Here is a 24,666-nt window from a genome sequence, read left to right on the forward strand (position 1 = left end):
CGCATGACTCCTTTTCTTGTCCCTTGTAAATTATAAAGTAATCATTACGATTTGTAAATAGGAATCATTACGAAAATAAAAAAGAACACTCTAAAGTGTTCTTAGCTTAATTCATTTAAAGCTGGATTAATCTTGTACAGGAGATTTGGATCAAAAGTCCCGGATTTAATCATGTCAATCTCATATTTATAAGGGGCATTTCTATTTTTCTTATCTGGTCCAACAAATGGTGTTTCTAAAATTTTAGGTATATCTTTAAATTCTGAATGGTTCACAATATAGGATAAGGCATCGAAGCCGATGTGACCAAAACCAAAGTTTTCATGTCTGTCTTTATGAGCACCGCGCTCATTTTTTGAATCATTGATATGGAGTACTTTGATTCTTTCAATGCCAATTATTTTATCAAATTCATTAAGGACACCGTCAAAATCATTTTTAATGTCATAACCAGCATCGTGAACATGACAAGTATCGAAAGTGACACTCAATCTTTCATTATGTGTAACACCTTCTATAATAGCGTGAAGTTCTTCAAAAGTGCGTCCAATCTCACTACCCTTACCAGCCATAGTTTCTAAAGCAATATCCACCTTATGATCATTGGTCAGTACTTCATTTAGACCTTTTATAATCTGCTTTATACCAGCGTCACTTCCAGCACCAACATGTGAACCAGGATGTAGAACAATCTGATTTGCACCTAAGGCTGCAGTTCTAACAATTTCTTCTTGTAAAAAATCCACACCTAATTCAAAGACATAGTCTTTCACTGTATTTGCGATATTAATAATATAAGGCGCATGAACGACAAAGTTTTCTATACCAAGTGCCTTCATCTCTTCTTGTCCAGCCTCAATATTTAACTCATTAATATCTTTACGTCTTGTATTTTGTGGTGCCCCAGTGTAAATCATAAATGTGTTAGCACCATATGAAGCTGCAGTTTCTACTGATCCTTGTAACATTTTCTTGCCACTCATGGAAACATGGGAACCTAATAACAATCTTATCAACCTCTATTTATTATCTCTTTGTTTACGTTTCTTTTCATTTCTACTTTTGGCTTTTGCATAACGTCGTCTTTCCTGACGTTCTAGTTCTTCTTTTTGATATTTCATCTTTTTCTTATAGCCAGGTTTGACTTTTTTCGGTGCACGTACTTTATAGTTTTGAGATGTATTAGTTTTAGAACGACTTTGTCTGTTACCTCTCATCGTACGGTCTTTAATTTCTTTTAGTTCACCACCGCGTATATCCTCATGATTAAAGACATAACCTTTTTTCTCAAGTTCATCTATGAGATTTTCTTCTGATGGCTCATATAAAGTAATTGCTACACCAGTATATGCACCCCGTCCAACTCGTCCAGAACGATGTGTAAAGAATTCGATTTGTTTTGGTATATCGTAGTTAATAACATGAGATGCACCATCAAAGTCTAGTCCACGTGCTGCTAAATCACTTGCTACTACCCAGTGATATTCTAGATTTTCAATCTTTTTGATCTCTTGGCTTCTCTCTCTCGGTTTTAAGCCACCATGAAACAGTCCAACATTAACTTTATTTTCTTTTAAATATACAAAAAGCTCATCTGCTCTCTCTCTAGAGTTTGCAAATATTAGACCGATATACGGGCTGATCGTCGTCACTAATTGCAGTGTTTTTTCAAATTTAGATGCACCTTTAACGGGTACCAAACTATAATGAATAGAAGCTTTATTTGTTGGGCTATCTATAACAATCGTCTCAGTATTACCAATATATTTTTCCATAAAATGCTTAAGAGGTTCTGGGATAGTCGCAGAAAATACGAGGAACTGACTATCATTTGTGATGCGGTTAGATATATAATCCACATCATTCATAAAGCCTAAATCAACCATTAAATCTGCTTCATCAATAACAATTGACCAAGCGTCATGAATATCTAGGTCTTGACTATCAATTAAATCTTTAATTCTTGTTGGTGTGCCAATAACGAGCTGCGGTCTAGATTTCGCTCTTTCCTCGTCTTTTTTAATATCTGTCCCACCTATGAAAGAACGAACACTGATATCACCGTAATATTCAACTACTTTTTTGGCCATGTTCTCAAGTTGTTTTGATAACTCTCTTGTGGGTGCTAGAATAATCACTTGGGTCGTGTTTAACGTTTGATCAATTTTTGCTATTAATGGCAGTAAAAATGCATGACTTTTACCACTACCAGTCGCTGACTGTGCAACGACATTAGCTCCTTTGAAGACTTTTGGGATGACGCGTTCTTGTACCATAGTCGGATGAGTAAACCCAATTTCTTCAATTGCTTCTATCATTTTGTCATCAAACTCAAATCTATTAAATGCTTTTGACATATATGTCACCTATTCCTTTTTAAACTCTTTATAATTATAACTAAAATTAGCTATTTCTGCTATAATATTCGTTTAACCAGCACGAACATTTGAAAGTCGTGAAAAATTAAGTATAATCAAGGTTAAGGAGGAGTTAAGCTAATGGATATAATTAAAATTTCACCGCGTGGATATTGTTATGGTGTTGTTGACGCAATGGTAATTGCAAGAAACGCTTCTCTAGATCAATCTCTACCGCGTCCTATATATATTCTAGGTATGATTGTACACAATAAACATGTGACGGATGCATTTGAAGAAGAAGGTATTATTACTTTGGATGGTCCTAACAGGTTGGAAATACTAGAACAAATCGAACATGGTACAGTAATCTTTACAGCTCACGGTGTATCACCTCAAGTGAAAGCTCGTGCAAAGGAAAAAGGTTTAGTCTGTATCGATGCGACATGTCCAGATGTTGAGTTTACACATGACTTAATCAGAGAAAAAACTGCAGATGATTATGATGTCATCTACATTGGTAAAAAGGATCACCCAGAACCAGAAGGTGCTGTTGGTGTTGCCCCAGACCACGTTCACTTAATTGAAACACCTGAAGATGTAGAAAATTTGCCGGACTACTTATCTGATAAAAAACTAATTGTTACAAATCAAACAACAATGAGTCAGTGGGACGTTAGTCACTTAATGGATGACTTAAAGAAACGTTACCCACATATCGAAGTGCATAAGGAAATCTGTCTCGCAACTCAAGTGCGTCAAGAAGCAGTTGCAGAACAAGCTGGTGAAGCAGATCTACTCATTGTAGTTGGAGATCCTAAGAGTAATAACTCTAACCGTTTAGCTCAAGTATCAGAGGAGATTGCACATACAAACTCACACCGTATTTCTTCTCTAAACGAACTTAAAACTGAATGGTTAAAAGATGTGAAGACAGTAGCGATTACTGCTGGTGCTTCTACACCAACTCCAATTGTTAAAGAAGTTATCAATTACATTAAAGATTATGACCCAGCTGAAGAGATTTTACCTGAGTCTAAAGTACCAATGACTAAAATCTTACCTAAGATTAAAAATCCTACACCATCTAAAATTATGGAATAAAGAAAACGTTCAAGTCACTGACTTGAACGTTTTTCTTATTCAAAAGGATTGGTAGAAATTTCTGAAGCAAACACTTCAACCTCTATATTTTTTTCAATTAACTCTTTTAGACCGTCTTTCATTAAAAATTCTAAGTAATGACCTGCATCGATAATATTCTGACCGTTAAATTTAGCATCATAAGCTTCGTGATATTTTACGTCACCAGTAATCAAAACATCGATTCCTTCTTTAAATGCTTCAACAGCATATGACATACCTGAACCACCTATAATGCCAACCTTATTGATCGCTTTATCATTTGCCTTCACTAAGTTGACAATTGGTCGTTTAATGATTTCTTCTATTTTTTCTTTTAAATCTTCTAAAGTTGTCTGACATTCAAAACTCACACCAAGACCAGAATCTCTTTTTCTATCTATACTGATAATATCAAAAGCTGGTTCTTCAAATGGATGATATTTATAAATATTAGAAACTACATCTTTTATATCTCGACCATCAAATATAAATTCTAATACATACTCATCCACAAATTCTAATTCTCCACTCTGACCGAGTGTGGGATTTGCTTGATCATTCGGCTTAAACTGCCCTTTCACAGGATACTCAAAAGATACATCGCTGTAATCTCCCATACGACCAAGTGACGCAGTATTTAACATATTTTCTTTAAATTCTTCTTTGTCATCGACTGTAATATTCACTCTTAATTTTTTAAAGTTCCCTTGATGCTGTAACAAAATTTCAGTGTTTTCATAGCCTAAGCGTTTAGCAATCATATGACTTACACCATCAGGCTGGTGATCTAAGTTGGTGTGCATAGCGATTAAATTAATGTCGTGTTTGATTAATTTCCTAACAATTTGACCAATACCTTCTTCATTCACATTAGCCATTTTAGAAAAAATTAAGGGATGGTGGCTGACAATGACATTTAAATCCTTATCAATTGCCTCATCTATTGTCTCTATACTACAGTCCAGTGCTGTCAGTACCCCTGAGACTTGAGCGTTCATATCGCCAACTAAGAGGCCAGTATTATCCCAAGCTTCACTGTCTGAAAACGGCGCAAGTTTATCGAGCTGTGCGTAGAGTTCACTTATCTTCATCAAGTGCTAACACCTCACTTATTTGTTTAAGATTATTTTTCAGCTTTAAAATTTGCTGTTCATTTTTCTCAACATCTTTTATACCTGATAAAATACCTTCTACATGTTTCTTTTCACGGTTTAGGTCATCTATAAACAAAGTCGTTCGATTTTTCAAATTTATTGGTCCAAAACGCAGTTCTAAATCACTATAGTCGGCCGGGTCTTCTTTTACATAATCAAAAACGATAATATCATAAAAATGATGTCCGTCTTTATATTGAACTTCATCAGTAATTTCATAGCCTCTTTTGACCAGTACTTCTCTTATCTTTTTAGGATAAGTATTAGCCTGGATAACAAATCTAGGTTTACTAGTTAGATGATTGAATCCAGAGTCTATGATATCAGCGATTAAAGGTCCACCCATACCGCAAATTGTAATTGTATCTACAGTATCTGAGGACTTTAATATCTCTAAGCCATTTCCAAAACGCACTTCTATTTGTTCACTTAATCCATAGTTTTCAACATTCTTTTGTGACGCTTCAAAAGGTCCTTGAACAACCTCACCACATAGGGCTTGATTAACAATTTTATTTTGCACAGCATATATTGGTAAATAGGCATGGTCTGAACCGATATCAACTAAATTAGGTCCTGTAATAAAGTCTGCAACAATTTTAAGTCTTTCACTCAACATATTTTTCTCTCCTAGAAATGAAAAAAGACTCTCTAAAGGAGAGTCTGATTTATAGAATTATTGTTCTGAAAAGAACTGATAAAGTGCAGTAAGCTCTTCATCTGCAATTTGGTCAGCTGAGAATGCAGGCATTGACCCTTTACCATCACGAACAGTAGTTGTGAAAGTTTCTTCATCAAGGCTAGTACCAGCTAAAGCAGGTCCCATACCACCAGAGAAGTCCTGGCCGTGACATGATGCACAGTTATCAAGAGCGATACCTTCAGCATCAACATCTCCGCTTGAAGCTTCATCTCCACCACCTGATTCTTCTGAACCTTCTTCAGTTGCAACATCTTCTTCTCCTTCGTCAGTAGAGCCTACTCCAGATAATAGGAATACTAAACCGATTCCTAAGAAAATGATAAGTAAAAATGGAATTATAGGATTTTTATTCAATTCGTTACCCCCTCATCACATGGATTTAATCTCAATTACAATTGTATCTCAAATTGTGACAAAGTCAAAACAATTTTGAGAAAAAATTACACATATTAGTCCATAAAATCTTTTAATTTTTTACTTCTTGAAGGATGTCTTAATTTTCTTAGCGCTTTAGCTTCAATCTGTCTAATACGCTCTCTCGTTACTCCGAAGACCTTACCTACCTCTTCAAGTGTTCTTGTACGCCCATCATCTAATCCGAAACGAAGACGAAGAACATTCTCTTCACGGTCAGTTAAAGTATCTAAGACATCTTCTAATTGTTCTTTTAACAGCTCATAAGCTGCATGATCAGACGGACTCTGAGCTTCTTGGTCTTCAATAAAGTCTCCAAGATGACTGTCATCTTCTTCACCAATTGGTGTTTCTAGTGACACTGGCTCTTGTGCAATTTTTAGGATTTCCCTAACTTTTTCAGCTGGTAAATCCATCTCTTCTCCTATTTCTTCAGGCGTAGGTTCGCGTCCTAAATCTTGTAGTAGTTGACGTTGGATACGAATGAGCTTGTTGATTGTTTCAACCATGTGAACGGGTATTCTAATCGTTCTTGCCTGGTCAGCGATTGCACGTGTGATGGCTTGGCGAATCCACCATGTTGCGTAAGTTGAGAATTTAAAACCTTTAGTAAAGTCGAATTTTTCAACGGCTTTAATTAACCCCATATTCCCTTCTTGAATTAAATCTAAGAAGAGCATACCACGGCCAACATAACGTTTAGCGATACTCACAACAAGTCTTAAGTTAGCCTCTGCAAGTCTTGCACGGGCAATATCGTCTCCGTCTTCAATTCTTTTTGCTAACTCTACTTCTTCTGAAGCAGTTAGGAGATCGACTCTGCCGATCTCTTTAAGGTACATTCTTACTGGGTCATTGATTTTAACACCTGGTGGTGCTGACATATCATGTAAATCTAGTTTTTCGTCTTTATCAGATGCATCTTTTTCGTTAACCATAGAGATGTCATTCTCATTTATTTCTTCAAAGAATTCATCCATAGCGTCAGAATCTAATTCAAAATTAGCTAGTTTATCTGCCACTTCTTCGTGTGAAAGTTGACCTTCTTTTTTACCTTTTTCTAATAGGTATTGTTTGGCTTGGTCAATATTTGTAAATTCTACTTCTTTAGTTTCAGCAATTGCTGCTTTTTTGTTCGCCATATTGTGCCTCCTAGTTATAAAAAAACTACATCTTAAATATTCTATTAAGTTTTATAATTTCATCTGTAAGTTTAAGCTGCAGTTCTATATCATTATCACGCTCTGCAATTTCCAATTGACGATGTAAAAGCTGAATTTCGTTTTCACTATTTCTTATACCACTTAAATCTTCTAAGTAATCATTTATTTCACTCTCTGATACATCTGAAGGAATAATTATATTATCTAAATCAATCAATGTATCTGTCAGTGCGCTATCAAGATAATTAAGGGCAAGAGAAATCTCAAAAACATCATGTGTTTGGAAATACACACAAAGTCCTCTAATTATATCATAATAAGGCTTGAATGTTAAGATATCCTTACTTAGGTCATCACTGAATTCTTTCAATAAATCAGGGTTCATCATCATTATTTTAGTGAGGTATCTTTCTTTTTTCTGTCTCAGACTTAAATTATTTACTTCATAATCTATGACTGGAGCTACTTTAGATTTTTCATTTAAGGCATTTGGTACTCGGCCGATGAGCGTATTTTTTTCAACTTTGAAAATTGAAGCAATAGAAGTTAAGAGTCGATCTCTTGTTAGTTCATCAGATACGTATTTCAAATCATCTAAGACCAGTTTGATATTCTGACCTAGCTTCATATCATTTTCACCAGCATCAAACTTTAGCTTTTCAGCCTTAAAATGAATATAATTTCTCTGCGACTTATCGATGAATGCTTCAAATTTTTCTTGACCATACTTCTCAATGTATTCATCGGGATCCATCTTGTCTGGCAATTTTTGTACAAAGACATTAAAACTGTGTTGTAGTAAAGTATCGCCTACTTTAAGCGTTGCATTTACACCTGCATTATCACCATCAAACATTAAAGTCACGTTCGAAGTCAAACGTTCTAAGAGACTGATGTTTTCTTTACTCAGCTCAGTTCCCATGGTCGCTACAATATTTTGAACCTTAGTCATCTTCACCTTTAGAACGTCCATATGACCTTCCATTAGAATAATATTATCAAGTTTTCTAATGTGTTTTCTTGCATCACTTAAGTTAAAAAATAATTCTCTTTTTTTGAATATTTCTGTCTCAGGAGTGTTTAAATACTTAGGTTCAGAACCATCGAGGGAGCGACCTGTAAAGCCGACATGATAGCCCTGATGATTTTTAATTGGAATCATAATCCTACTAGTAAATCGGTCATAATATGAGAAATTCTCTTCATTTCTTGATAATAAGCCGGCCTGATAAGCAGCTTCTTCATTATAACCATGTTCTAACAAAGCATTTTTTGCAAAATGGGACATATTTGGTGCAAAACCAATACGCTCTTGTCTGATTAAATCATTAGTAAAACCACGATCAAGAAGATATTGTAGCGCCTGATCACCTTCATTAGTGTTCATGAGTAAGTGATGATATAAATCACTTAAATAATCATGCATTTTAATGGCTACCATATCGTCTTCTCTAATATTTTCTTTTGGCTGTTCAATTTTAATGTTGAGAGGCTCACCAAGCTTGGCTGCCGCTTCAGTAAAACTAATATTCTCTATCTCCATTAAAAACTGAAAAACGTTTCCACCTTTTTTACAACCAAAACAGTGGGCAATTTGCTTGTCAGGGCTCACTGAAAAAGATGGAGTTTTCTCTTCATGAAAAGGACACAGACCAACATAGTTCCGTCCGCGTCGTTCAAGTTTGATATAACTTGCAACGAGCTCTGTGATGTCGGTCTGTTCTCTAATTTTTTCTATAGTTTCTACGGGTATTCTCAAAATATCACCCTCTGATATTACTTTCACTATCTACGTATTTCATTATGGCATTGGCAGTTTCTTCTATAGCCTTATCAGAAACGTCGATGACAGGACAACCTAATTTACCAACAATCTCATCAAAGTACTTAAGCTCTTCGTCTATTCTAGAACTATTTGCATACATAGCAGTATCCTTCAAACCGAGTTGACTTAAACGCTCTTTACGAATACGATTTAATGTTTCTGGATCAATTCGAAGCGCAACACATTTACTTTTATCGGTTTCAAATAGTTCATTTGGAGGACTCACTTCAGGTACAAGTGGTACATTCATTACCTTGTATTTTTTTAATGCTAAAAATTGTGACAGAGGTGTTTTAGAAGTTCTTGAAACACCAATTAAAATAATATCTGCTTTTGCTATTCCAGAAGCATCTTTACCATCATCATACTTAACTGCAAATTCAATCGCTTCTATCTTCTTAAAGTAATCTTCATCCAAACGGTGAACTCTGCCTGGTTCGTTCATCGGCTCTTGATTTGTTTTTTTGGCAATCTCTTTCATTAAAGGACCCATCACGTCTACAGATGGGATATCTTCCTTATCGAGCTCTTCTTCCATATAAGTTCTAAGTGACGGCGTAATTAAGGTATATACAACAAGCGCATGTTTTGATTTAGCTAAATCAAGCACATCATCTACATCGTCTGTTGAATTTACATAGGGATAACGAATAATGATATTATCTGGTGCTTCTAAATCAAATTGAGAAAGGCACGCTTTGGTCACAAGTTCTCCAGTCTCTCCTATTGAATCTGAGGCAACAATCACCCTTAAGTTTGTCATCTATATCACTCCATTAAGTTTACGAATACTTTAGTAATATTTGTCTTTGTAATTCTACCGACAACTTCTAAAATTCCTTTATTTTCACTGACGACTGGCAGTGAATCAATCTGTCTATCAATTAACTGTTTAGCAGCATACAGTAAAGAATCATCTGGATAACACATTGTAATATTTGGCTTACGACTCATGACAGTTGTGACTGCTGTGTTTTCTATATCATTAAAACTCATCGTTCCTTTTAATAAGTCTTTTCTAGATAAAACACCTTGAAGTGATTTATCTTTTTCGATGACATAGAGTGTGCCAACATCTTCTAAAAACATTTTTACAATCGCATCGTATATAGATGTATCACAAGTGATTACAATAGGTAAGCTCTGTACATCCTTGACCAATAAATTATTTGCTTTTAAAGAAATAACATCATTTGTCTCTTTACCTGTATAAAAATAACCCACCCGAGGTCTAGCGTCTAAAAATCCAGACATCGTTAAGATAGCAAGATCTGGCCTTAGGGTTGCACGAGTTAAAGATAATTGAGCAGCGATATTACTCCCAGTGATCGGGCCATGTTGTTTTACAATGTTTAAAATTTTCTCTTGACGTTCGTTTAATTCCACACTCTCACTCCCAACATAGATATTATATAATATTTACCTTGATAAAGGAACATCGTCGCTCTTGCATTGTTCTTAAGTCAATTATATAATACTTATTAAGCGAGTTAAGGATGGTGTGAGCTTAACATGTTAAATGGCATATAAATTTTAAAATTATAACCTTATATATAAAAGCGAGTTTTCAAACTAACATGGGTGGAACCGCGGGCACTTGCTCGTCCCTGGATAGCATATTTTTGCTGTCCAGGGATTTTTATTTATCTGGTTAATTAATAAAAGGAGCTGTAGAAATGAATATGGACACAATTGTAAACCTAGCTAAAACTAGAGGCTTTGTTTTCCCCGGTAGTGAAATCTACGGAGGACTCGCAAATACTTGGGATTATGGTCCCTTAGGTATTGCTTTAAAAAACAACGTCAAAGCTGCATGGTGGAAAAAATTCATCCAAGAATCCCCGTATAATGTCGGTATTGATGCTGCGATTTTAATGAACCCTAAAACATGGGAAGCATCAGGTCACTTAGGTAACTTTAATGACCCAATGATCGATTGTAAAAACTGTAAATCTCGTCATCGCGCTGACAAATTAATTGAAGATGTTATGCAAAAAGAAGATGATACTTTTGTTGCTGATGGTCTATCATTTGATCGCATGAAAGAAATCATTGAAGAAAGAGATATCAAATGTCCGAACTGTGGCGCACATGATTTCACTGATATCCGTCAGTTTAACCTCATGTTTAAAACTTTCCAAGGTGTTACAGAAGGTTCAACTAATGAGTTGTTCCTAAGACCTGAAACTGCTCAAGGAATCTTTGTAAACTACAAAAATGTTCAAAGAACAATGCGTAAAAAATTACCATTTGGTATTGGTCAAGTTGGTAAATCTTTCCGTAATGAGATTACACCTGGTAACTTCACTTTCAGAACACGTGAATTTGACCAGATGGAGCTTGAGTTCTTCTGTAAACCAGGTACTGAGATGGAATGGCAAACTTACTGGAAAGACTTTGCAGTTAATTGGCTTAAAGACCTAAACTTAAAAGAAGAAAACACTCGTCTTAGAGATCATGATGAGGATGAACTATCTCACTATTCTAATGCGACTACGGATATCGAATATAAATTCCCATTTGGTTGGGGAGAACTATGGGGTATCGCAAGCCGTACTGATTTTGACCTCCGTCAACATATGGAGCACTCAAATGAAGACTTTAGATACCATGATCCAGAAACAAATGAGAAATATATTCCTTATTGTATCGAACCATCACTTGGTTTAGATAGAATGACACTTGCCTTTTTATGTGATGCATATAATGAAGAGACTTTAGAAGGTGGCGAAACACGCACTGTTTTACGTTTCCACCCGTCGCTTGCACCATTTAAGGCTGCGGTTTTACCTTTATCTAAAAAATTAAGTAAAGAAGCAATGGAAGTATACTCTGAAATTGCTGGAGACTTCAATGTAGAATTTGATGAATCTCAATCTATAGGTAAACGTTACCGTCGCCAAGATGAGATCGGTACACCTTATTGCATTACTTTTGACTTTGATTCACTTGAAGACAAAAAAGTCACAGTTCGTGACCGTGATACAATGGAACAAACTAGAATTCCAATTGCTGAATTACGCGACTTTTTAAATAGTAGAATTAAATATTAGTAAGATTAAAGGACTTAAGATCATATGATTTTAAGTCCTTTATTTTATAATTAGCTTTTTACTTTTAAAGTATACCCCACTGTATTCCTCATAGAGCATCTCTATAAATTTTAGTAAAGCTTTACCGACATCTTCAGATATCTGGATACTTTTGACATCCTCTAATTTAACATGTTTAAAATAGAGTGAAAAATATAATGCTTTATTGGAAACAGGAACAGCTCTTTCTAAAGTCTCCTCATCTAAACAACGATTGCAAATGACACTGTGATATTTAAATGAGTAGTGACTATAATTTTTAAAATCTTGTTGACCACAAATCGCACAGTGATCAACATTTAATTCACCACCATAGGCAGGTAACATCTTGATTAGGACAAGTGCAGTCACACTATAACGCTCATTTTTTTCATCTAGCAGTTTAAAACCTGTTGTTAATAGTCGGTAATACGATGGGTAAGCCATTTCTTCTTCTAGCGCCCGAACAATAACTTCCATAATATACGAAGCATGTGTATATAGATCAAAGTCTCCATTTAAAACCTTAAAACGTTCTGTAACATCCACATCATTTAATGTACCAATACCCTTAAATCGATTATAGGTAAAAAGAAACTCGTTAAAACCTTGTCTTAAGACAACAAAAGGACTTTTTGGTTTGTTAAAACCTCGAGCCATCAATGGTACCTGTTCGCCAGCCTCTGTTAAAACAGTGAGAATCTTACTCGTTTCACTGTAGTTTGTCTGTCTAATCATTATACCTGTTTGTTGATAAATCATTTACTCACCTATTTTAATACTCTTCATCTTTATAGCCGAGTGAACGAATAAATTGCGGCTTATTTCTCCAATCCTTTTGGACCTTAACCCATAATTCTAAGTAAACTTTACTGCCTAATAGATTTTCTATATCCATTCTTGCTTCTCGGCCAATTTCTTTCAGCATTTTTCCGCCCTTGCCGATGACCATACCTTTTTGTGACTCTCTTTCGACAAAAATTGTAGCTTCAACTTTAACTTTTTCAGAACTCTCTTCTTTTTTCATCTTTAAGACTTCAACGCCGATAGCATGTGGGAGTTCTTGGCTCAGTTTATGAAGTGCCTTTTCTCTAATCAATTCAGAGACGATAAAATACTCAGGATGATCGGTAATTCTATCTTTAGGATAGTACATCGGTCCTTCTGGTAAGTGTGATTCAATTACTCTTAGCAGTCTATCAATATTATTACCTTGTAGTGCTGAAATGGGGACGATGTCTGAGAAGTCCAAGAGATCTTTATAGACATCAATTTGTTTTAACAAGTCGTCAGGATGAACAAGGTCAATTTTGTTTAAGACTAAAACAATCGGTGTCTTAGTATTTTTTAACATATCAATGATATATTTATCCCCGCGACCAATCTCTTCAGCAACATTAATAATAAAGAGTATTACTTCAGTTTCACGTAAGGTATTTCTAGCAACTTTCATCATGTGTTCACCTAGTTGATGCTTAGGCTTATGAATTCCAGGTGTATCAATAAAAATAATTTGACTGTCTTTTGTCGTATAAACACCCTGTACTTTATTTCTAGTTGTTTGAGGTTTATCTGACATGATAGCAACTTTTTGCCCTAATACCTTATTCATAAAAGTGGATTTACCAACATTCGGTCGACCGATTATGCTGACAAAACCTGATTTAAATCCTTCAAAATCCATTATTCCATATCCTTTCCACTAAAGCCGAGTGGTAGTAAATCATCCACAGTTCTCTCGATCACTTGTCCTGATGGGCTGACTAAAAATACAGGCATATCATCGTGACAAAGTTCCTTCATGACTTGTCGACAAACGCCACACGGACTCGCTGGTTCTGGTGCATCTGTAACGACAACGATCGCTTTAAAACTTCTCTTATTATTTGCATAAGCACTGACTAAAGCTGTACGTTCTGCACAGATTGATGCTGGGTAAGCAGCATTTTCTATATTCGCCCCGTAAATATATTCATCTTCATCGGTGATTAAAAGCGCACCCACATTAAAGTTTGAATACGGAGTGTAAGCACCTTCCTTAGCTTTTAAAGCTTCCTTTAACCATTCTTCTTTAAACTCCATGTTTTCCCTCCTAAAATAGTTGAATCAAATAAGGTAACAAGATAATCATACCGATAATTACAGCATATATAGAGGCTAAGAGAACTGCTAGAGCCCCAAGGTCTTTAGCATGTTTAGCGTAAATGCTGTAGCTATCGGTAAATAAATCAACGGTATATTCTATTGCGGTATTGATAACTTCTGTAATTAAAACAAAAAATATTGCTGAGATGATAAATAACCATTCCAGTGAATTAATTCCTAACAAAAAGGAAATCAATATCACTATTAGAGCAGCTATTATATGATATAAAAAATTATTATCTCTTTTGAAAATTTGTTGCAAACCTTGGAGAGGATAGAGAAACTTAGAAAGTTTAATCTCTAGTCACTCCAAAAGCATTTAAGATTTCCTCTTGTGTACCATTCATCACAGCTTCTTCATCCGTCTCCATATGATCATAACCTAGTAAATGCAAGAAACCATGTAAGCTTAAGAACAACAGTTCACGACGGAATGAATGTCCATAGTCGACAGCCTGTTCACGTGCACGGTCCGTACTAATTATAATATCACCAAGCGTACGCGGTGCATCTTCATGAATAATATTCATCTCATCTTCTTCAAGTGCAAAAGAGATGACATCCGTGACACTATCCTTATCACGGTAATCTCTATTGATTGCTCTGATTTCGTCATTTGATACAAAGGAGACAGAAACTTCTGCCTGACCTTCTTCTTTTAAATGGTCGTAAGCAAAGTTTAAAAGTTCTTGAATCTCTGTTTTTTCAAGCTCGCTTAAATAGTTATCTTCATCAAGTAAATCTACACTAATCATATATTCGCTTCCTTTTCATAAGCAAGAATAATTTTCGATACAAGTGGATGTCTAACTACATCGTTTTCATCCATGCGATTGATTGCAATACCTTTAATATCTTGCAAGCGTTTAACTGATTCTACAAGACCACTACGAGTTGAGCCCGGTAAATCAATCTGTGTTTCATCACCAGTGACAATCATTTTGGAGCCGAATCCTAGACGTGTTAAGAACATCTTCATCTGCATTTCAGTTGTATTTTGAGCCTCATCTAAAATTACAAAAGCATCGTTTAAAGTACGTCCACGCATATAAGCTAAAGGTGCGACTTCAATAATGCCACGTTCAATTAGGCGGTCTGTTGTTTCTACACCTAAAACAGCATGTAAACCATCATATAGAGGTCTTAAATAAGGATCGACCTTCTCTTTTAAATCACCAGGTAAGAAGCCTAAATTTTCTCCTGCTTCTACAGCCGGTCTAGTCAGTACAATACGCTTGATTTGGTTCTCTCTTAGCATCTGACACGCAATTACAACAGCTAAGAAGGTTTTACCTGTTCCAGCAGGACCGATACCAAAGGTTAGATCATGCTTTTTGATGTTATCGACATATATTCTTTGACCTGTCGTTTTAGCTTTTATACTTTTACCCTTAGCATCTTTTGCAATTTCTTCATTATAAAGGTCTTGTAAATATTCAATAGTATTATTTTTTGCCATCATGGCTGCTGATTGTACATCTCCAAGAGAAATCGACATACCACGCTGAATTATTTTTAGTAAATGAAGCAACACATCCTCAACAAGTTCGACTTGATTTGTTTCTTCTCCACTGACTGTAATTTCATTACCCAGTGTATGAATTTTGACGCCGAACTCTTCTTCAAGATAAGTGATGTGTGAATCATTCGCCCCAATCAAAGCTTGTGCTTCATCAAGGCTATCTATATTGATAATATTAGGCATTTACAAACCCCTTTTTTATAGTCTTTTCTATTTAAATTTACCATTATAAAGCACCTTGTGCAATCAATTGAAAAGATAAAATCTGTATGCATACAGTATATAGTAGCCAATATATTATATACTACAAGACAAGAAAAAAGAGATAGAGGTTTCCCTCTATCTCTTTTTTATATCATTTAAAGTATTTTACCTTCTAGATTTTGGTTTACCAAGTATCTCTGCCATGATAATTCCGTTAACAACAGCTTTAGAATCGAATGTTAAGTCTTTACTCGATATTTCGTTTTCTTTGACGACATCTTTTTTGTCTTTTTTAGGAGAATCGTCAAGCGTATAACGTGCTTTTTCAGCAATATCTCTGCCTAGCCCTTCAGCTGCTACAACACGTTTATCATAGGCTTTTGTCGCCACTCTTTCCTTAGCTCTCTCTGCACGTTTTTTAACGAGAGAACGATCAGTCTCTACTCTATCTTTACTAGATCGATCTTTAGAGCTACTTCTTTGAATGGTTTCTCTTGGTTTTCTTTTTTCTACCTCTTTATTTTTTTGACTCGATGTATCTTTCTTTTCAGTCTGTTCTTTGTCAAATTTTTCTGGATTTAACTCAGTTTCCAATGCCTCTTGAAGTTCTTCAAAAAAACCTTTCGGTTGTTTGGTTTCCTGTTCAAATTGGCGTCTGCGAGGTGCTGTTTTTTGTCTTTTTTCTAACTTAGAAGGATCGATATTACGTTTTCCCTCATCTTTATTTTGTTTACTACCTGATATAATTGAGGAGATAATACCGAGCACGATAATTACTATTGGAATTAATTCCATTTAATCACACCCTATTCGTCTTCGTTATATTGTGTAGGGTTCGTCATCTTATTAATGGAGTCTCTCATGCTTGTATCAGCTTCTACGTTTTTAAGATTGTAATAATCAGATGCAGAAATATTTCCATCTTCGAGTGCCTTAGCAAATGCTAATGGTACACGTGATTCAGCTTCCACAACTTTAGCTCTCATTTCTTGTACGCGAGCTTTCATTTCTTGTTCTTGGGCTACGGCCATTGCACGACGTTCTTCTGCTTTAGCTTGGGCAATATTTTTATCTGCCACAGCTTGTTCTGTTTGTAGGTCTGCCCCAATGTTTTTACCGATGTCTACATCAGCAATATCGATAGATAGAATTTCAAAAGCTGTTCCTGCGTCTAGACCTTTAGATAGAACTGTTTGAGAAATACGTTCTGGGTTCTCTAATACTTCAGCATGCTTATTAGATGAACCGATTGTAGAAATTACCCCTTCACCGACACGTGCGATAATTGTTTCTTCACCGGCACCACCGACTAATCTTTCAATGTTAGCTCTAACTGTAATACGCGCTTTTGCTTTCACTTCAATACCATCTACTGCAACACCTGCAATAAATGGTGTTTCAATTACTTTAGGGTTTACACTCATCTGTACAGCTTCTAAAACGTCACGACCTGCTAAGTCAATAGCTGCACAACGTTCAAATGTTAAGTTAATGTCTGCTCTTTGAGCAGCAATTAAAGCATCAACAACACGGTCTACGTTACCACCAGCAAGAAAGTGAGATTCTAACTGATTAGTTTTTAACTGTATTCCTGCTTTATGCGCTTTAATCATTGGTTCAATTACACGTTTTGGTTTAACACGTCTTAAACGCATTCCAACCAAGGTAAAGATTCCTACTTTAACCCCTGCAGCAATAGCAGAGATCCATAAGCCAATTGGTACAAATGATAAGATGAATGCGATGATGATAATTGCAACGACTAAAATTAATAGTGTCACAATCGTACCACCTGTAATAAATCCTAAACTCATTGTCCACTCTCCTCTTGTTTATTCGTTCTCTTCAATTGGTCTAACAACTATTCTGGTACCTTCTACATAAATAATTTTAACTTTCACATCACTACTGATATACGATCCTTCTGCTACAGCGTCATAGCGTTCATCTCCGAGCCTAATGGTCCCAGAAGGTCTTAAAACAGTATGAGTTACAGCTTCTTGACCAACGAGATGAGAGCGATCATCAAATGATGTATAACCAGATTCCTTATCTGTCGCATCATTTAAAATCAAGCGACTTAAAAATGGAATCTTTCTCTTTTTATGTTTCACAAATATCACCCACTCCACGATTGCCAATATAAATATAACTGCTAGAAATATTGAATATAAGCCAATATTTCCACTGACAATAAGAATACTTAAGACAAATAAACCTAAACCAATGACTCCTAATATCATACCGATGACAAAAAACTCTAATAGGATGAGTAAACCACTAATGAGTATTAAGACCAAGGTAGTTAAGCTACCATTGCCCGACAGAAGGTGACCAAGAAAGAATAATATTATAGAAAGAAATGCCAAGACGCCTACAATATTTATCCTGTTAGAAAATAGTTGGTAGATGGTCCCTAAAAAGAACATAGCTAATAACAGAAATGCCATAATGGGTGATGTAATCATATTTACAAAATTATTAAACAGTTCATTGATTGTAAATAAATATACAAAATCCATAAGCATCCCTCCTAATACCAATTATACATTAAGCAGTGAAAATTGCGATAGTCAGGTAAAATTTTGTAGACAAAAAAGAGCAGTGCATTATATGCACTGCTCAAAAATATATCACTTATCAGAGGGAAGAGTGATATTATTTGAACTTACGCTTACGCGCAGCTTCAGATTTTTTCTTACGTCTTACACTAGGTTTTTCGTAGTGCTCTCTTTTACGAGCTTCTTGAAGCGTACCGCTTTTAGAAACTGTACGTTTGAAACGACGTAAAGCATCTTCTATTGGTTCGTTTTGTCTAACAACTGTTTTTGACATTTGTTTTTCCCTCCCTCCGATAATGCAAAAGGCTAATTAACATAGTAAATATATACTATGTACTTAAATATTATAATATATGTTGTTAAGTTCAGTCAACGTTAAATTAATAATCAAAGTCTGAAACTGCACCTTCTACAATTGCAATTCCGCTAGAGGCACCAATTCTAGTCGCACCTGCAGTGATCATAGCATCTGCATCTTCTTTAGAGCGAACGCCACCACTCGCTTTAACACCTAGGTCTTCTCCAACTGTTTGACGCATAATTTTGACAGCTTCAACACTTGCGCCAGCACCATTAAATCCTGTAGAAGTTTTAACAAAGTCAGCACCAGCTTCTTTAGATAAACGAGAAGCTGTTTTAATTTCTTCATCTGTTAAAAGACTCGATTCAATAATTACCTTAACCAAGGCTTCTTTATTCGCAGCGTCAACGACACTTTGTATGTCAGATTTAACATAATCTAAGTTGCCGTCTTTTAATTGCCCTAGGTTAATCACCATGTCAATTTCGTCAGCACCATTTTCTATAGCATTTTTAGTTTCAAATGCTTTAGTTTCTGAACTTGTTGCACCATGAGGAAAACCTATTACAGTACATACTTTAACTTCACTATCTTTAAGTGCTTCATGAGAAGTACTCACCCATGAAGGCTGTACACAGACACTGAAAAAACCGTATTGATCTGCTTCACTACAAAGCTCAAGGATTTCTTCTTTTTGAGCTGTTGGGCTCAGTAAAGTGTGGTCGATATATTTTGCTAAATTCATATTTACACTCCTATAATCAAATTTTCTGCTTAATAATATCATAGTATTCTTATTCTATACAGCTAGCAATAACAGAAAGTGCATAAAGCGGTGCTGTCTCTGCTCTTAGGATTCTAGGTCCTAGTGTAATATTGTTAGCATCTTTAAAATCATCAACTTCTTTATCAGTAAAGCCACCTTCTGGTCCAAAAATAAAAGCGATATTTTTAGCTTCAGTGTCTCTTAGTACATCTCTAATTTTTTGGCCTTTAAAATTATTATTTTCATAAGCAAAAAGTACGGTATCAAAACTAGAAAAGTCTATTTCTTTTAAAGTGCCATCAAATCTAATAGTGGGAATATGAAGCCTTTTACTTTGCTCTGCTGCTTCTGTCGCAATTTTTTCAAATCGTTCTAGTCGATTACTTTCTTTTTTTGAATTTAATCTAACTACACTACGCTCTGCTTTATAGAGGACGAAGGCATGAGCTCCGAGTTCAGTAGATTTTTGAATGACAATATCCATCTTGTCGCCCTTTAAAAGTGGACTAAAAATTGTAATATTAACAGGCATTTCAACAACATGATCCACTTTTTCAACTACTTGATAAGCCAGTGGGTCTATACTATTTAGCTTCACTAAATAAGCTTGTGAGTGGCTATCCACTACGGTGAATACATCATCTACGTTTGACCGCATTACATTGATAATGTGATGTCTATGCTCACTGTCCATTTCATACGTCTGGTCCACTGATAATTCTTCTTTTACAAAGTATCTTTGCATTAAATCACCTTTTTACTCAGTATAGCTACCCAACCGTCTTCTACAAGCGTTTCTTGAACCTGAAATCCGACAGCTTCTAAATGATTAATAATCTCATCTTTCTTTTCAACAATAATACCTGAAGAGATAAAATAACCATCATTATTTAAGTGACTATAGGCATCGGTAATCATATCATCAATAATATGAGCTAAGATATTAGCAATCACAACATCATATTGATCATTTTCATCTTTTAAAAGGTCACCCTTCTCAACAGTAATATCCTCACTGCAATCATTTAGTTTAATATTTTCTGTTGCAACTTTTAAAGATAATTCATCAATATCTGTCGCTTTGATGCTTCTTGCACCAAGTAAGTGAGCACCAATGGAAAGAATACCCGAACCTGTACCGACATCAATTACCTTTTGATGATCTTCAATAATATCTTCCATCAAAGTTAAACAAAGACTCGTCGTTGCATGATCTCCTGTTCCAAAAGCCATACCAGGATCTATTTTAATGACCTTATCACTTTCAGAGACAGCGACTTGATCAAATTCCCAAGAAGGAACAATAAAGAAGTTTCGACCAACTTTAAAATTATGAAAATGTTTCTTCCATTCATTTTCCCAATCTTCTTCATCTATAATGTTTTTACTTATTGTAATTTGTTCTCGATCAACTAAGTCATTATTTGCAATGAATGTTTCAATTTGTCTTAACTTCTCATCAATGTCCATGGTCTCATCAAAATAAACAATTAACCTAAGACCAGATTCTGGATAATCTTCTGGATTTAAGCGAAATTTAGCATCGAAGTCATCAATATCAGACCTTAGTGTGTCCACAGAATATTCTATGGCCACACCTTTTGCTATGGTATTTAAAAAACTCGTCAATACTTCTTCATTATCGACATTACTACTGATTGTAACCTCATGCCATTTCATCTTTACTCACCCTTAAAGAAACGTCTTGTTTTATCGATAAAATTCTCTTGTTGCTCAGAGATATCTTCACCATTTTCAGCTGCTAATTGCTTGAATAAGTCGCGTTCTTTTTCTGATAGTTTTGTCGGTGTTACGACCGTTACTGTCACATACTGATCACCGTAACCAAATCCTTGGACGTTTTTAACACCTTTTTCTTTAAGTCTAAAGCGTTTGCCTGATTGTGTGCCGGCAGGAATTGTTAACATGATTGATGAATTAATCGTTGGTACTTTTAGTTCATCACCTAAAGCTGCTTGAGCGAAGGAAATATTCAAGTTGTAGTGAATGTCATCTCCATCTCTCGTAAATCTCTTATCCGCTTTAACTCTAAAGACAATGTATAAGTCCCCTGCTGGGCCGCCGTTGATACCAGGCTCACCTTGTCCGGATAGACGAATTTGTTGTCCATTGTCTATACCTTCAGGTACTTTTACTTCAATATCAACATTTTTAGTCACTGTACCGTGACCATTACATTTGTCACATGGATGTTCAATTTCTTGACCAGTTCCACCACAAGTTGGACAAGTTCTTTGGGTTTGAACACGACCAAATGGTGTGTTTTGTTCAACTGAAACATGACCTGAACCAGAACAAGTTTTACATGTTGATTTAGATGTTCCAGGTTTTGTTCCGTCCCCATCACACACATCACAAGTGACTTCTTTTTTAATTGTCACTGTCTTAGTCGTACCAAAGACTGCTTCTTCAAAAGAAACTGACATTGTGTATTGAAGATCATCACCTTTTCTAGGAGCATTCGGGTCACGTCTTGCACCCCCACCAAAGAATGATGAGAAGATATCTTCGAAGCCACCAAAGCCGCCGCCTTGGAAACCACCGCCACCAAAACCACCTTGTGAATTCATACCTTCGTGACCGAAACGGTCGTATTGTGCACGTTTATTTTCATCAGATAAAACTTCATACGCTTCAGAAACTTCTTTAAATTTTTCTTCAGAGCCATCTTTCATATCTGGGTGATATTTCTTTGATAGTTTACGATAGGCCTTTTTTATTTCATCTTGTGTTGCATTTTTATCTAAACTGAGTATTTCATAATAATCTCTTTTAGCCACAGTTTTTCCCTCCAACAGTCATATATATTACCATTTAAAAAAGTCAAAGCCAAACGCATTGGCTTTGACTTAAATGTTGAAGATTTTATTTTTTATCTTCGTCGTCATCTACTTCTTTATACTCTGCATCGATAACATCGTCATCATCACTAGATGAAGCATCTTCAGAACCTTCAGCGTTAGCTGCTTGTTCTTGTGCCATTTGCTCATAAAGTTTAGTAGTAATACCTTGAACTTCTTGTTCAAGAGCTTCTTTTTTCTCTTTAATTGCGTCTAAGTCTGAACCTTCTAAAGCAGTTTTCAGGTCATCTTTAGCATTGTTGATACTTTCTTTTTCAGACTCTTCAACTTTATCGCCTAAATCTTCGATTGCTTTATCTGCAGAGAAGATTAATTGATCAGCTTCGTTTCTTAAGTCAGCTTCTTCTTTACGAGCTTTGTCAGCTTCAGCATTATCTTCTGCTTCTTTAATCATTCTGTCGATATCATCGTCAGTTAAATTAGAGCTAGATTCGATAGTGATTTTTTGTTCTTTACCAGTACCTTTATCTGTTGCTGTGACATTTACAATACCGTTTTTGTCGATATCAAATGTTACTTCAATTTGTGGAACACCTTTTGGTGCTGGTGGAATATCAGTTAATTGGAAACGACCAAGTGTCTTGTTGTCGCTTGCCATTGGTCTTTCACCTTGAACAACATGAATGTCTACTGCAGGTTGGTTGTCTGCTGCTGTTGAGAATACTTGTGATTTACTTGTAGGAATAGTTGTATTTCTTTCAATTAATACAGTTGAAACATTCCCCATAGTTTCGATACCTAGTGATAATGGTGTAACGTCTAAGAGAACAACGTCTTGAACATCACCAGTAAGTACCCCACCTTGAACTGCTGCACCCATTGCTACAACTTCATCAGGGTTTACACTACGGTTTGGTTCTTTACCTAATTCTTTAGTAATCGCTTCTTGAACAGCTGGGATACGTGTCGATCCACCAACTAGGATAATTTCATCGATTTCTGATTTAGATACGCCAGCATCTTTAAGTGCTTGACGAACAGGGCCCATAGTTTTTTCTACAAGTTTGTGTGTTAACTCATCAAATTTAGCTCTAGTTAGTGAAGTTTCTAAGTGTAATGGTCCAGCTTCACCAGCTGAGATAAATGGTAGAGAAATTTGAGTTGAAGATACACCTGATAAATCTTTTTTCGCTTTTTCAGCTGCATCTTTTAGTCTTTGCATTGCCATTTTATCTTTAGAAAGGTCAATACCATTTTCTTGTTTGAAAGTATCCACTAAGAAATCAATGACAACATCATCAAAGTCATCCCCACCTAGGCGGTTATCACCTGCTGTTGCAAGTACATCAAAGACACCGTCACCAAGTTCAAGAATAGAAACGTCAAACGTTCCCCCACCTAAGTCAAAAACTAAGATGTTTTCTTCTTTGTCAGTTTTGTCTAAACCATATGCAAGTGCTGCTGCAGTTGGCTCGTTAATAATACGTTCAACTTCTAAACCGGCAATTCTACCAGCATCTTTAGTCGCTTGACGTTCTGAGTCGTTGAAGTAAGCTGGAACTGTAACAACAGCTTTTGTTACTTTTTCACCAAGGTAGCTTTCAGCTGTTTCTTTTAGGTTTTGTAAAATCATCGCTGAAATTTCTTGTGGTGTATATTCTTTATCTTCAATTTTTTCTATATATTCTGTACCCATATGTCTTTTGATTGACATGATTGTGTTTGGGTTAGTGATTGCTTGACGTTTAGCAACTTCACCAACTTGGCGTTCACCATTTTTAAATGATACTACTGAAGGCGTTGTACGGTTACCTTCTGCGTTTTGAATTACTTTAGGTTCGCCACCTTCTAATACTGATACTACTGAGTTTGTTGTTCCTAAGTCTATTCCAATTACTTTACTCATATTAATTAGTCCTCCATTAATTTAAGTTATTACTCGCTTACCTTAACCATTGATGGTCTGATAACGCGGTCTTTTAAAATATAGCCCTTTTGAAATTCTTCGATTACAAGACCTGACGCTTTACCTTCAACCTCTTCTGTCATAACAGCTTGGTGGAAGTTAGGGTCAAATTCCTGATCGAGGGCATCGATGACTTTAATGTCATGGTTTTCTAATGACTCTAAGAGATTTCTATAAACCATATCGACACCTTTATTTAAAGCGATAAAGCTCTCTTCTTCGCCTTCAATTGCAAGTGCGCGTTCTAGATTATCGATGACCGGCAAGAGATCTTCAGCAAATTTCTGATCTTTGTACTTATTATTAAGTTCCATCTCTTGGCGATTACGTCTCTTAAAGTTTTCAAACTCTGCCATTAGTTTTAAATATTTGTTTTCATTTTCTTCAACTGCTTGTTGAAGCTCTTTAATTTTTTCGTCTTTAGGATCTTCTTCTGTGTCTACTACATCTTCAGCTTCATTTGAAGCCTCATTCTTTTCTTCTGTTGTTTCGACCGCTTCTTCAGCTGATGTAGTTGAAGTTTCTTTAACTTCTTCTGAAGTAAGATCTTTGTTTTCTTCTGACAAT

The 24,666-nt window shown here is 35.7% G+C and carries 27 protein-coding genes; 2 read left to right on the forward strand and 25 right to left on the reverse strand.

All coding sequences use genetic code 11. From position 1 onward, the window contains the following. Positions 1-101: 101 nt before the first annotated feature. Both JEOSCH030_RS06590 and JEOSCH030_RS06595 read right to left on the reverse strand, forming a co-directional pair. Positions 102-1,007, reverse strand: coding sequence for a deoxyribonuclease IV (locus JEOSCH030_RS06590; RefSeq protein WP_185125826.1), 906 nt, complete (start codon positions 1,005-1,007; stop codon positions 102-104). Positions 1,008-1,019: 12 nt separating this feature from the next. Beyond that, positions 1,020-2,357, reverse strand: coding sequence for a DEAD/DEAH box helicase (locus JEOSCH030_RS06595; RefSeq protein WP_185125827.1), 1,338 nt, complete (start codon positions 2,355-2,357; stop codon positions 1,020-1,022). Positions 2,358-2,498: 141 nt separating this feature from the next. Here JEOSCH030_RS06595 and JEOSCH030_RS06600 point away from each other — a divergent pair, with 141 nt between their 5' ends. After that, the gene (locus JEOSCH030_RS06600; RefSeq protein WP_185125828.1) at positions 2,499-3,461 is read left to right on the forward strand and encodes a 4-hydroxy-3-methylbut-2-enyl diphosphate reductase; all 963 of its coding nucleotides are present in this window, start codon (positions 2,499-2,501) and stop codon (positions 3,459-3,461) included. A 35-nt stretch (positions 3,462-3,496) separates the two neighbouring features. On the opposite strand, the gene JEOSCH030_RS06605 is transcribed toward JEOSCH030_RS06600, so the two are convergent. The 7 genes from JEOSCH030_RS06605 to JEOSCH030_RS06635 all read right to left on the reverse strand — a co-directional run bounded on the left by JEOSCH030_RS06605 (position 3,497) and on the right by JEOSCH030_RS06635 (position 10,127). Next, positions 3,497-4,573, reverse strand: a complete 1,077-nt coding sequence (locus JEOSCH030_RS06605; RefSeq protein ID WP_185125829.1) for a Nif3-like dinuclear metal center hexameric protein — start codon at positions 4,571-4,573, stop codon at positions 3,497-3,499. Then, positions 4,560-5,255 carry a tRNA (adenine(22)-N(1))-methyltransferase gene (locus JEOSCH030_RS06610; RefSeq protein ID WP_185125830.1) on the reverse strand — a complete coding sequence of 232 codons (696 nt, stop codon included), beginning with the start codon at positions 5,253-5,255 and terminating at the stop codon, positions 4,560-4,562. Before JEOSCH030_RS06610 ends, JEOSCH030_RS06605 begins: the two co-directional genes overlap by 14 nt. A 57-nt stretch (positions 5,256-5,312) precedes the next feature. After that, positions 5,313-5,693 (reverse strand): c-type cytochrome, encoded by a 381-nt coding sequence (locus tag JEOSCH030_RS06615; RefSeq protein ID WP_185125831.1) that lies wholly within the window; start codon positions 5,691-5,693, stop codon positions 5,313-5,315. 95 nt (positions 5,694-5,788) lie between these two features. After that, a complete protein-coding gene (gene rpoD / locus JEOSCH030_RS06620; protein WP_185125832.1) occupies positions 5,789-6,895 on the reverse strand; it encodes an RNA polymerase sigma factor RpoD in 1,107 nt (368 codons plus the stop codon). A 25-nt stretch (positions 6,896-6,920) separates the two neighbouring features. Then, the gene (gene dnaG, locus JEOSCH030_RS06625; RefSeq protein WP_185125833.1) at positions 6,921-8,675 is read right to left on the reverse strand and encodes a DNA primase; all 1,755 of its coding nucleotides are present in this window, start codon (positions 8,673-8,675) and stop codon (positions 6,921-6,923) included. Positions 8,676-8,679: 4 nt separating this feature from the next. After that, positions 8,680-9,504, reverse strand: a complete 825-nt coding sequence (locus JEOSCH030_RS06630) for a pyruvate, water dikinase regulatory protein (protein ID WP_185125834.1) — start codon at positions 9,502-9,504, stop codon at positions 8,680-8,682. Between the two features lie 5 nt (positions 9,505-9,509). Continuing rightward, positions 9,510-10,127 carry a helix-turn-helix transcriptional regulator gene (locus JEOSCH030_RS06635; protein WP_185125835.1) on the reverse strand — a complete coding sequence of 206 codons (618 nt, stop codon included), beginning with the start codon at positions 10,125-10,127 and terminating at the stop codon, positions 9,510-9,512. Between the two features lie 290 nt (positions 10,128-10,417). On the opposite strand from JEOSCH030_RS06635, the gene JEOSCH030_RS06640 reads away from it, so the two are divergent. Further along, positions 10,418-11,794 carry a glycine--tRNA ligase gene (locus tag JEOSCH030_RS06640; RefSeq protein ID WP_185125836.1) on the forward strand — a complete coding sequence of 459 codons (1,377 nt, stop codon included), beginning with the start codon at positions 10,418-10,420 and terminating at the stop codon, positions 11,792-11,794. A 39-nt stretch (positions 11,795-11,833) separates the two neighbouring features. Here the strand turns inward: JEOSCH030_RS06640 and recO are convergent, their stop codons facing one another. The 16 genes from recO to grpE form a co-directional block, all read right to left on the reverse strand. Further along, positions 11,834-12,574, reverse strand: coding sequence for a DNA repair protein RecO (gene recO / locus JEOSCH030_RS06645; protein ID WP_185125837.1), 741 nt, complete (start codon positions 12,572-12,574; stop codon positions 11,834-11,836). 13 nt (positions 12,575-12,587) lie between these two features. Beyond that, positions 12,588-13,496, reverse strand: a complete 909-nt coding sequence (gene era, locus JEOSCH030_RS06650) for a GTPase Era (protein WP_185125838.1) — start codon at positions 13,494-13,496, stop codon at positions 12,588-12,590. Continuing rightward, positions 13,496-13,894: a cytidine deaminase gene (gene cdd, locus JEOSCH030_RS06655; RefSeq protein WP_185125839.1), complete on the reverse strand. Its 399-nt coding sequence runs from the start codon at positions 13,892-13,894 to the stop codon at positions 13,496-13,498. Before cdd ends, era begins: the two co-directional genes overlap by 1 nt. Positions 13,895-13,904: 10 nt before the next feature. Further along, on the reverse strand, positions 13,905-14,255 hold the full coding sequence (locus JEOSCH030_RS06660) for a diacylglycerol kinase family protein (protein WP_185126541.1): 351 nt from the start codon (positions 14,253-14,255) through the stop codon (positions 13,905-13,907). Further along, positions 14,251-14,712, reverse strand: a complete 462-nt coding sequence (gene ybeY, locus JEOSCH030_RS06665) for an rRNA maturation RNase YbeY (protein WP_185125840.1) — start codon at positions 14,710-14,712, stop codon at positions 14,251-14,253. Before ybeY ends, JEOSCH030_RS06660 begins: the two co-directional genes overlap by 5 nt. Beyond that, complete coding sequence (locus JEOSCH030_RS06670; RefSeq protein WP_185125841.1) at positions 14,709-15,662, reverse strand: PhoH family protein; 954 nt, start codon at positions 15,660-15,662, stop codon at positions 14,709-14,711. Before JEOSCH030_RS06670 ends, ybeY begins: the two co-directional genes overlap by 4 nt. 186 nt (positions 15,663-15,848) lie before the next feature. Further along, positions 15,849-16,478, reverse strand: a complete 630-nt coding sequence (locus JEOSCH030_RS06675) for a hypothetical protein (protein WP_185125842.1) — start codon at positions 16,476-16,478, stop codon at positions 15,849-15,851. An 11-nt stretch (positions 16,479-16,489) separates the two neighbouring features. After that, positions 16,490-17,497, reverse strand: a complete 1,008-nt coding sequence (floA, locus tag JEOSCH030_RS06680; RefSeq protein WP_185125843.1) for a flotillin-like protein FloA — start codon at positions 17,495-17,497, stop codon at positions 16,490-16,492. Positions 17,498-17,515: 18 nt separating this feature from the next. Beyond that, positions 17,516-18,205: an NfeD family protein gene (locus JEOSCH030_RS06685; protein WP_235962246.1), complete on the reverse strand. Its 690-nt coding sequence runs from the start codon at positions 18,203-18,205 to the stop codon at positions 17,516-17,518. A 136-nt stretch (positions 18,206-18,341) separates the two neighbouring features. After that, positions 18,342-18,518: a 30S ribosomal protein S21 gene (gene rpsU, locus JEOSCH030_RS06690; protein WP_185125845.1), complete on the reverse strand. Its 177-nt coding sequence runs from the start codon at positions 18,516-18,518 to the stop codon at positions 18,342-18,344. A 106-nt stretch (positions 18,519-18,624) separates the two neighbouring features. Then, complete coding sequence (gene deoC, locus JEOSCH030_RS06695) at positions 18,625-19,290, reverse strand: deoxyribose-phosphate aldolase (protein WP_185125846.1); 666 nt, start codon at positions 19,288-19,290, stop codon at positions 18,625-18,627. 49 nt (positions 19,291-19,339) lie between these two features. Beyond that, positions 19,340-20,056, reverse strand: coding sequence for an RsmE family RNA methyltransferase (locus JEOSCH030_RS06700; RefSeq protein WP_185125847.1), 717 nt, complete (start codon positions 20,054-20,056; stop codon positions 19,340-19,342). Next, entirely contained in the window at positions 20,056-20,991 is a 936-nt protein-coding gene (gene prmA, locus JEOSCH030_RS06705) for a 50S ribosomal protein L11 methyltransferase (protein WP_185125848.1), read from the reverse strand. Before prmA ends, JEOSCH030_RS06700 begins: the two co-directional genes overlap by 1 nt. Positions 20,992-20,993: 2 nt before the next feature. Then, positions 20,994-22,112 (reverse strand): molecular chaperone DnaJ, encoded by a 1,119-nt coding sequence (gene dnaJ, locus JEOSCH030_RS06710; protein ID WP_185125849.1) that lies wholly within the window; start codon positions 22,110-22,112, stop codon positions 20,994-20,996. An 85-nt stretch (positions 22,113-22,197) separates the two neighbouring features. Further along, positions 22,198-24,039 (reverse strand): molecular chaperone DnaK, encoded by a 1,842-nt coding sequence (gene dnaK, locus JEOSCH030_RS06715; protein WP_185125850.1) that lies wholly within the window; start codon positions 24,037-24,039, stop codon positions 22,198-22,200. 29 nt (positions 24,040-24,068) lie between these two features. Continuing rightward, complete coding sequence (gene grpE / locus JEOSCH030_RS06720; RefSeq protein ID WP_185125851.1) at positions 24,069-24,665, reverse strand: nucleotide exchange factor GrpE; 597 nt, start codon at positions 24,663-24,665, stop codon at positions 24,069-24,071. Between the last annotated feature and the right edge of the window lies 1 nt (position 24,666).

This window comes from Jeotgalicoccus meleagridis (assembly GCF_903994045.1).
In the GTDB taxonomy this organism is placed as follows: domain Bacteria; phylum Bacillota; class Bacilli; order Staphylococcales; family Salinicoccaceae; genus Jeotgalicoccus; species Jeotgalicoccus meleagridis.

What these genes read in the sequence shown, in the direction of transcription:
- JEOSCH030_RS06595 (WP_185125827.1), bottom strand. Translation starts at nt 2,357, where the DNA reads ATGTCAAAAGCATTTAATAGATTTGAGTTTGATGACAAAATGATAGAA.
- JEOSCH030_RS06600 (WP_185125828.1), top strand. Translation starts at nt 2,499, where the DNA reads ATGGATATAATTAAAATTTCACCGCGTGGATATTGTTATGGTGTTGTT.
- JEOSCH030_RS06605 (WP_185125829.1), bottom strand. Translation starts at nt 4,573, where the DNA reads ATGAAGATAAGTGAACTCTACGCACAGCTCGATAAACTTGCGCCGTTT.
- JEOSCH030_RS06610 (WP_185125830.1), bottom strand. Translation starts at nt 5,255, where the DNA reads ATGTTGAGTGAAAGACTTAAAATTGTTGCAGACTTTATTACAGGACCT.
- rpoD (WP_185125832.1), bottom strand. Translation starts at nt 6,895, where the DNA reads ATGGCGAACAAAAAAGCAGCAATTGCTGAAACTAAAGAAGTAGAATTT.
- JEOSCH030_RS06630 (WP_185125834.1), bottom strand. Translation starts at nt 9,504, where the DNA reads ATGACAAACTTAAGGGTGATTGTTGCCTCAGATTCAATAGGAGAGACT.
- JEOSCH030_RS06640 (WP_185125836.1), top strand. Translation starts at nt 10,418, where the DNA reads ATGAATATGGACACAATTGTAAACCTAGCTAAAACTAGAGGCTTTGTT.
- recO (WP_185125837.1), bottom strand. Translation starts at nt 12,574, where the DNA reads ATGATTTATCAACAAACAGGTATAATGATTAGACAGACAAACTACAGT.
- era (WP_185125838.1), bottom strand. Translation starts at nt 13,496, where the DNA reads ATGGATTTTGAAGGATTTAAATCAGGTTTTGTCAGCATAATCGGTCGA.
- cdd (WP_185125839.1), bottom strand. Translation starts at nt 13,894, where the DNA reads ATGGAGTTTAAAGAAGAATGGTTAAAGGAAGCTTTAAAAGCTAAGGAA.
- ybeY (WP_185125840.1), bottom strand. Translation starts at nt 14,712, where the DNA reads ATGATTAGTGTAGATTTACTTGATGAAGATAACTATTTAAGCGAGCTT.
- JEOSCH030_RS06670 (WP_185125841.1), bottom strand. Translation starts at nt 15,662, where the DNA reads ATGCCTAATATTATCAATATAGATAGCCTTGATGAAGCACAAGCTTTG.
- JEOSCH030_RS06675 (WP_185125842.1), bottom strand. Translation starts at nt 16,478, where the DNA reads ATGGAATTAATTCCAATAGTAATTATCGTGCTCGGTATTATCTCCTCA.
- floA (WP_185125843.1), bottom strand. Translation starts at nt 17,497, where the DNA reads ATGAGTTTAGGATTTATTACAGGTGGTACGATTGTGACACTATTAATT.
- JEOSCH030_RS06685 (WP_235962246.1), bottom strand. Translation starts at nt 18,205, where the DNA reads ATGGATTTTGTATATTTATTTACAATCAATGAACTGTTTAATAATTTT.
- rpsU (WP_185125845.1), bottom strand. Translation starts at nt 18,518, where the DNA reads ATGTCAAAAACAGTTGTTAGACAAAACGAACCAATAGAAGATGCTTTA.
- deoC (WP_185125846.1), bottom strand. Translation starts at nt 19,290, where the DNA reads ATGAATTTAGCAAAATATATCGACCACACTTTACTGAGCCCAACAGCT.
- JEOSCH030_RS06700 (WP_185125847.1), bottom strand. Translation starts at nt 20,056, where the DNA reads ATGCAAAGATACTTTGTAAAAGAAGAATTATCAGTGGACCAGACGTAT.
- prmA (WP_185125848.1), bottom strand. Translation starts at nt 20,991, where the DNA reads ATGAAATGGCATGAGGTTACAATCAGTAGTAATGTCGATAATGAAGAA.
- dnaK (WP_185125850.1), bottom strand. Translation starts at nt 24,039, where the DNA reads ATGAGTAAAGTAATTGGAATAGACTTAGGAACAACAAACTCAGTAGTA.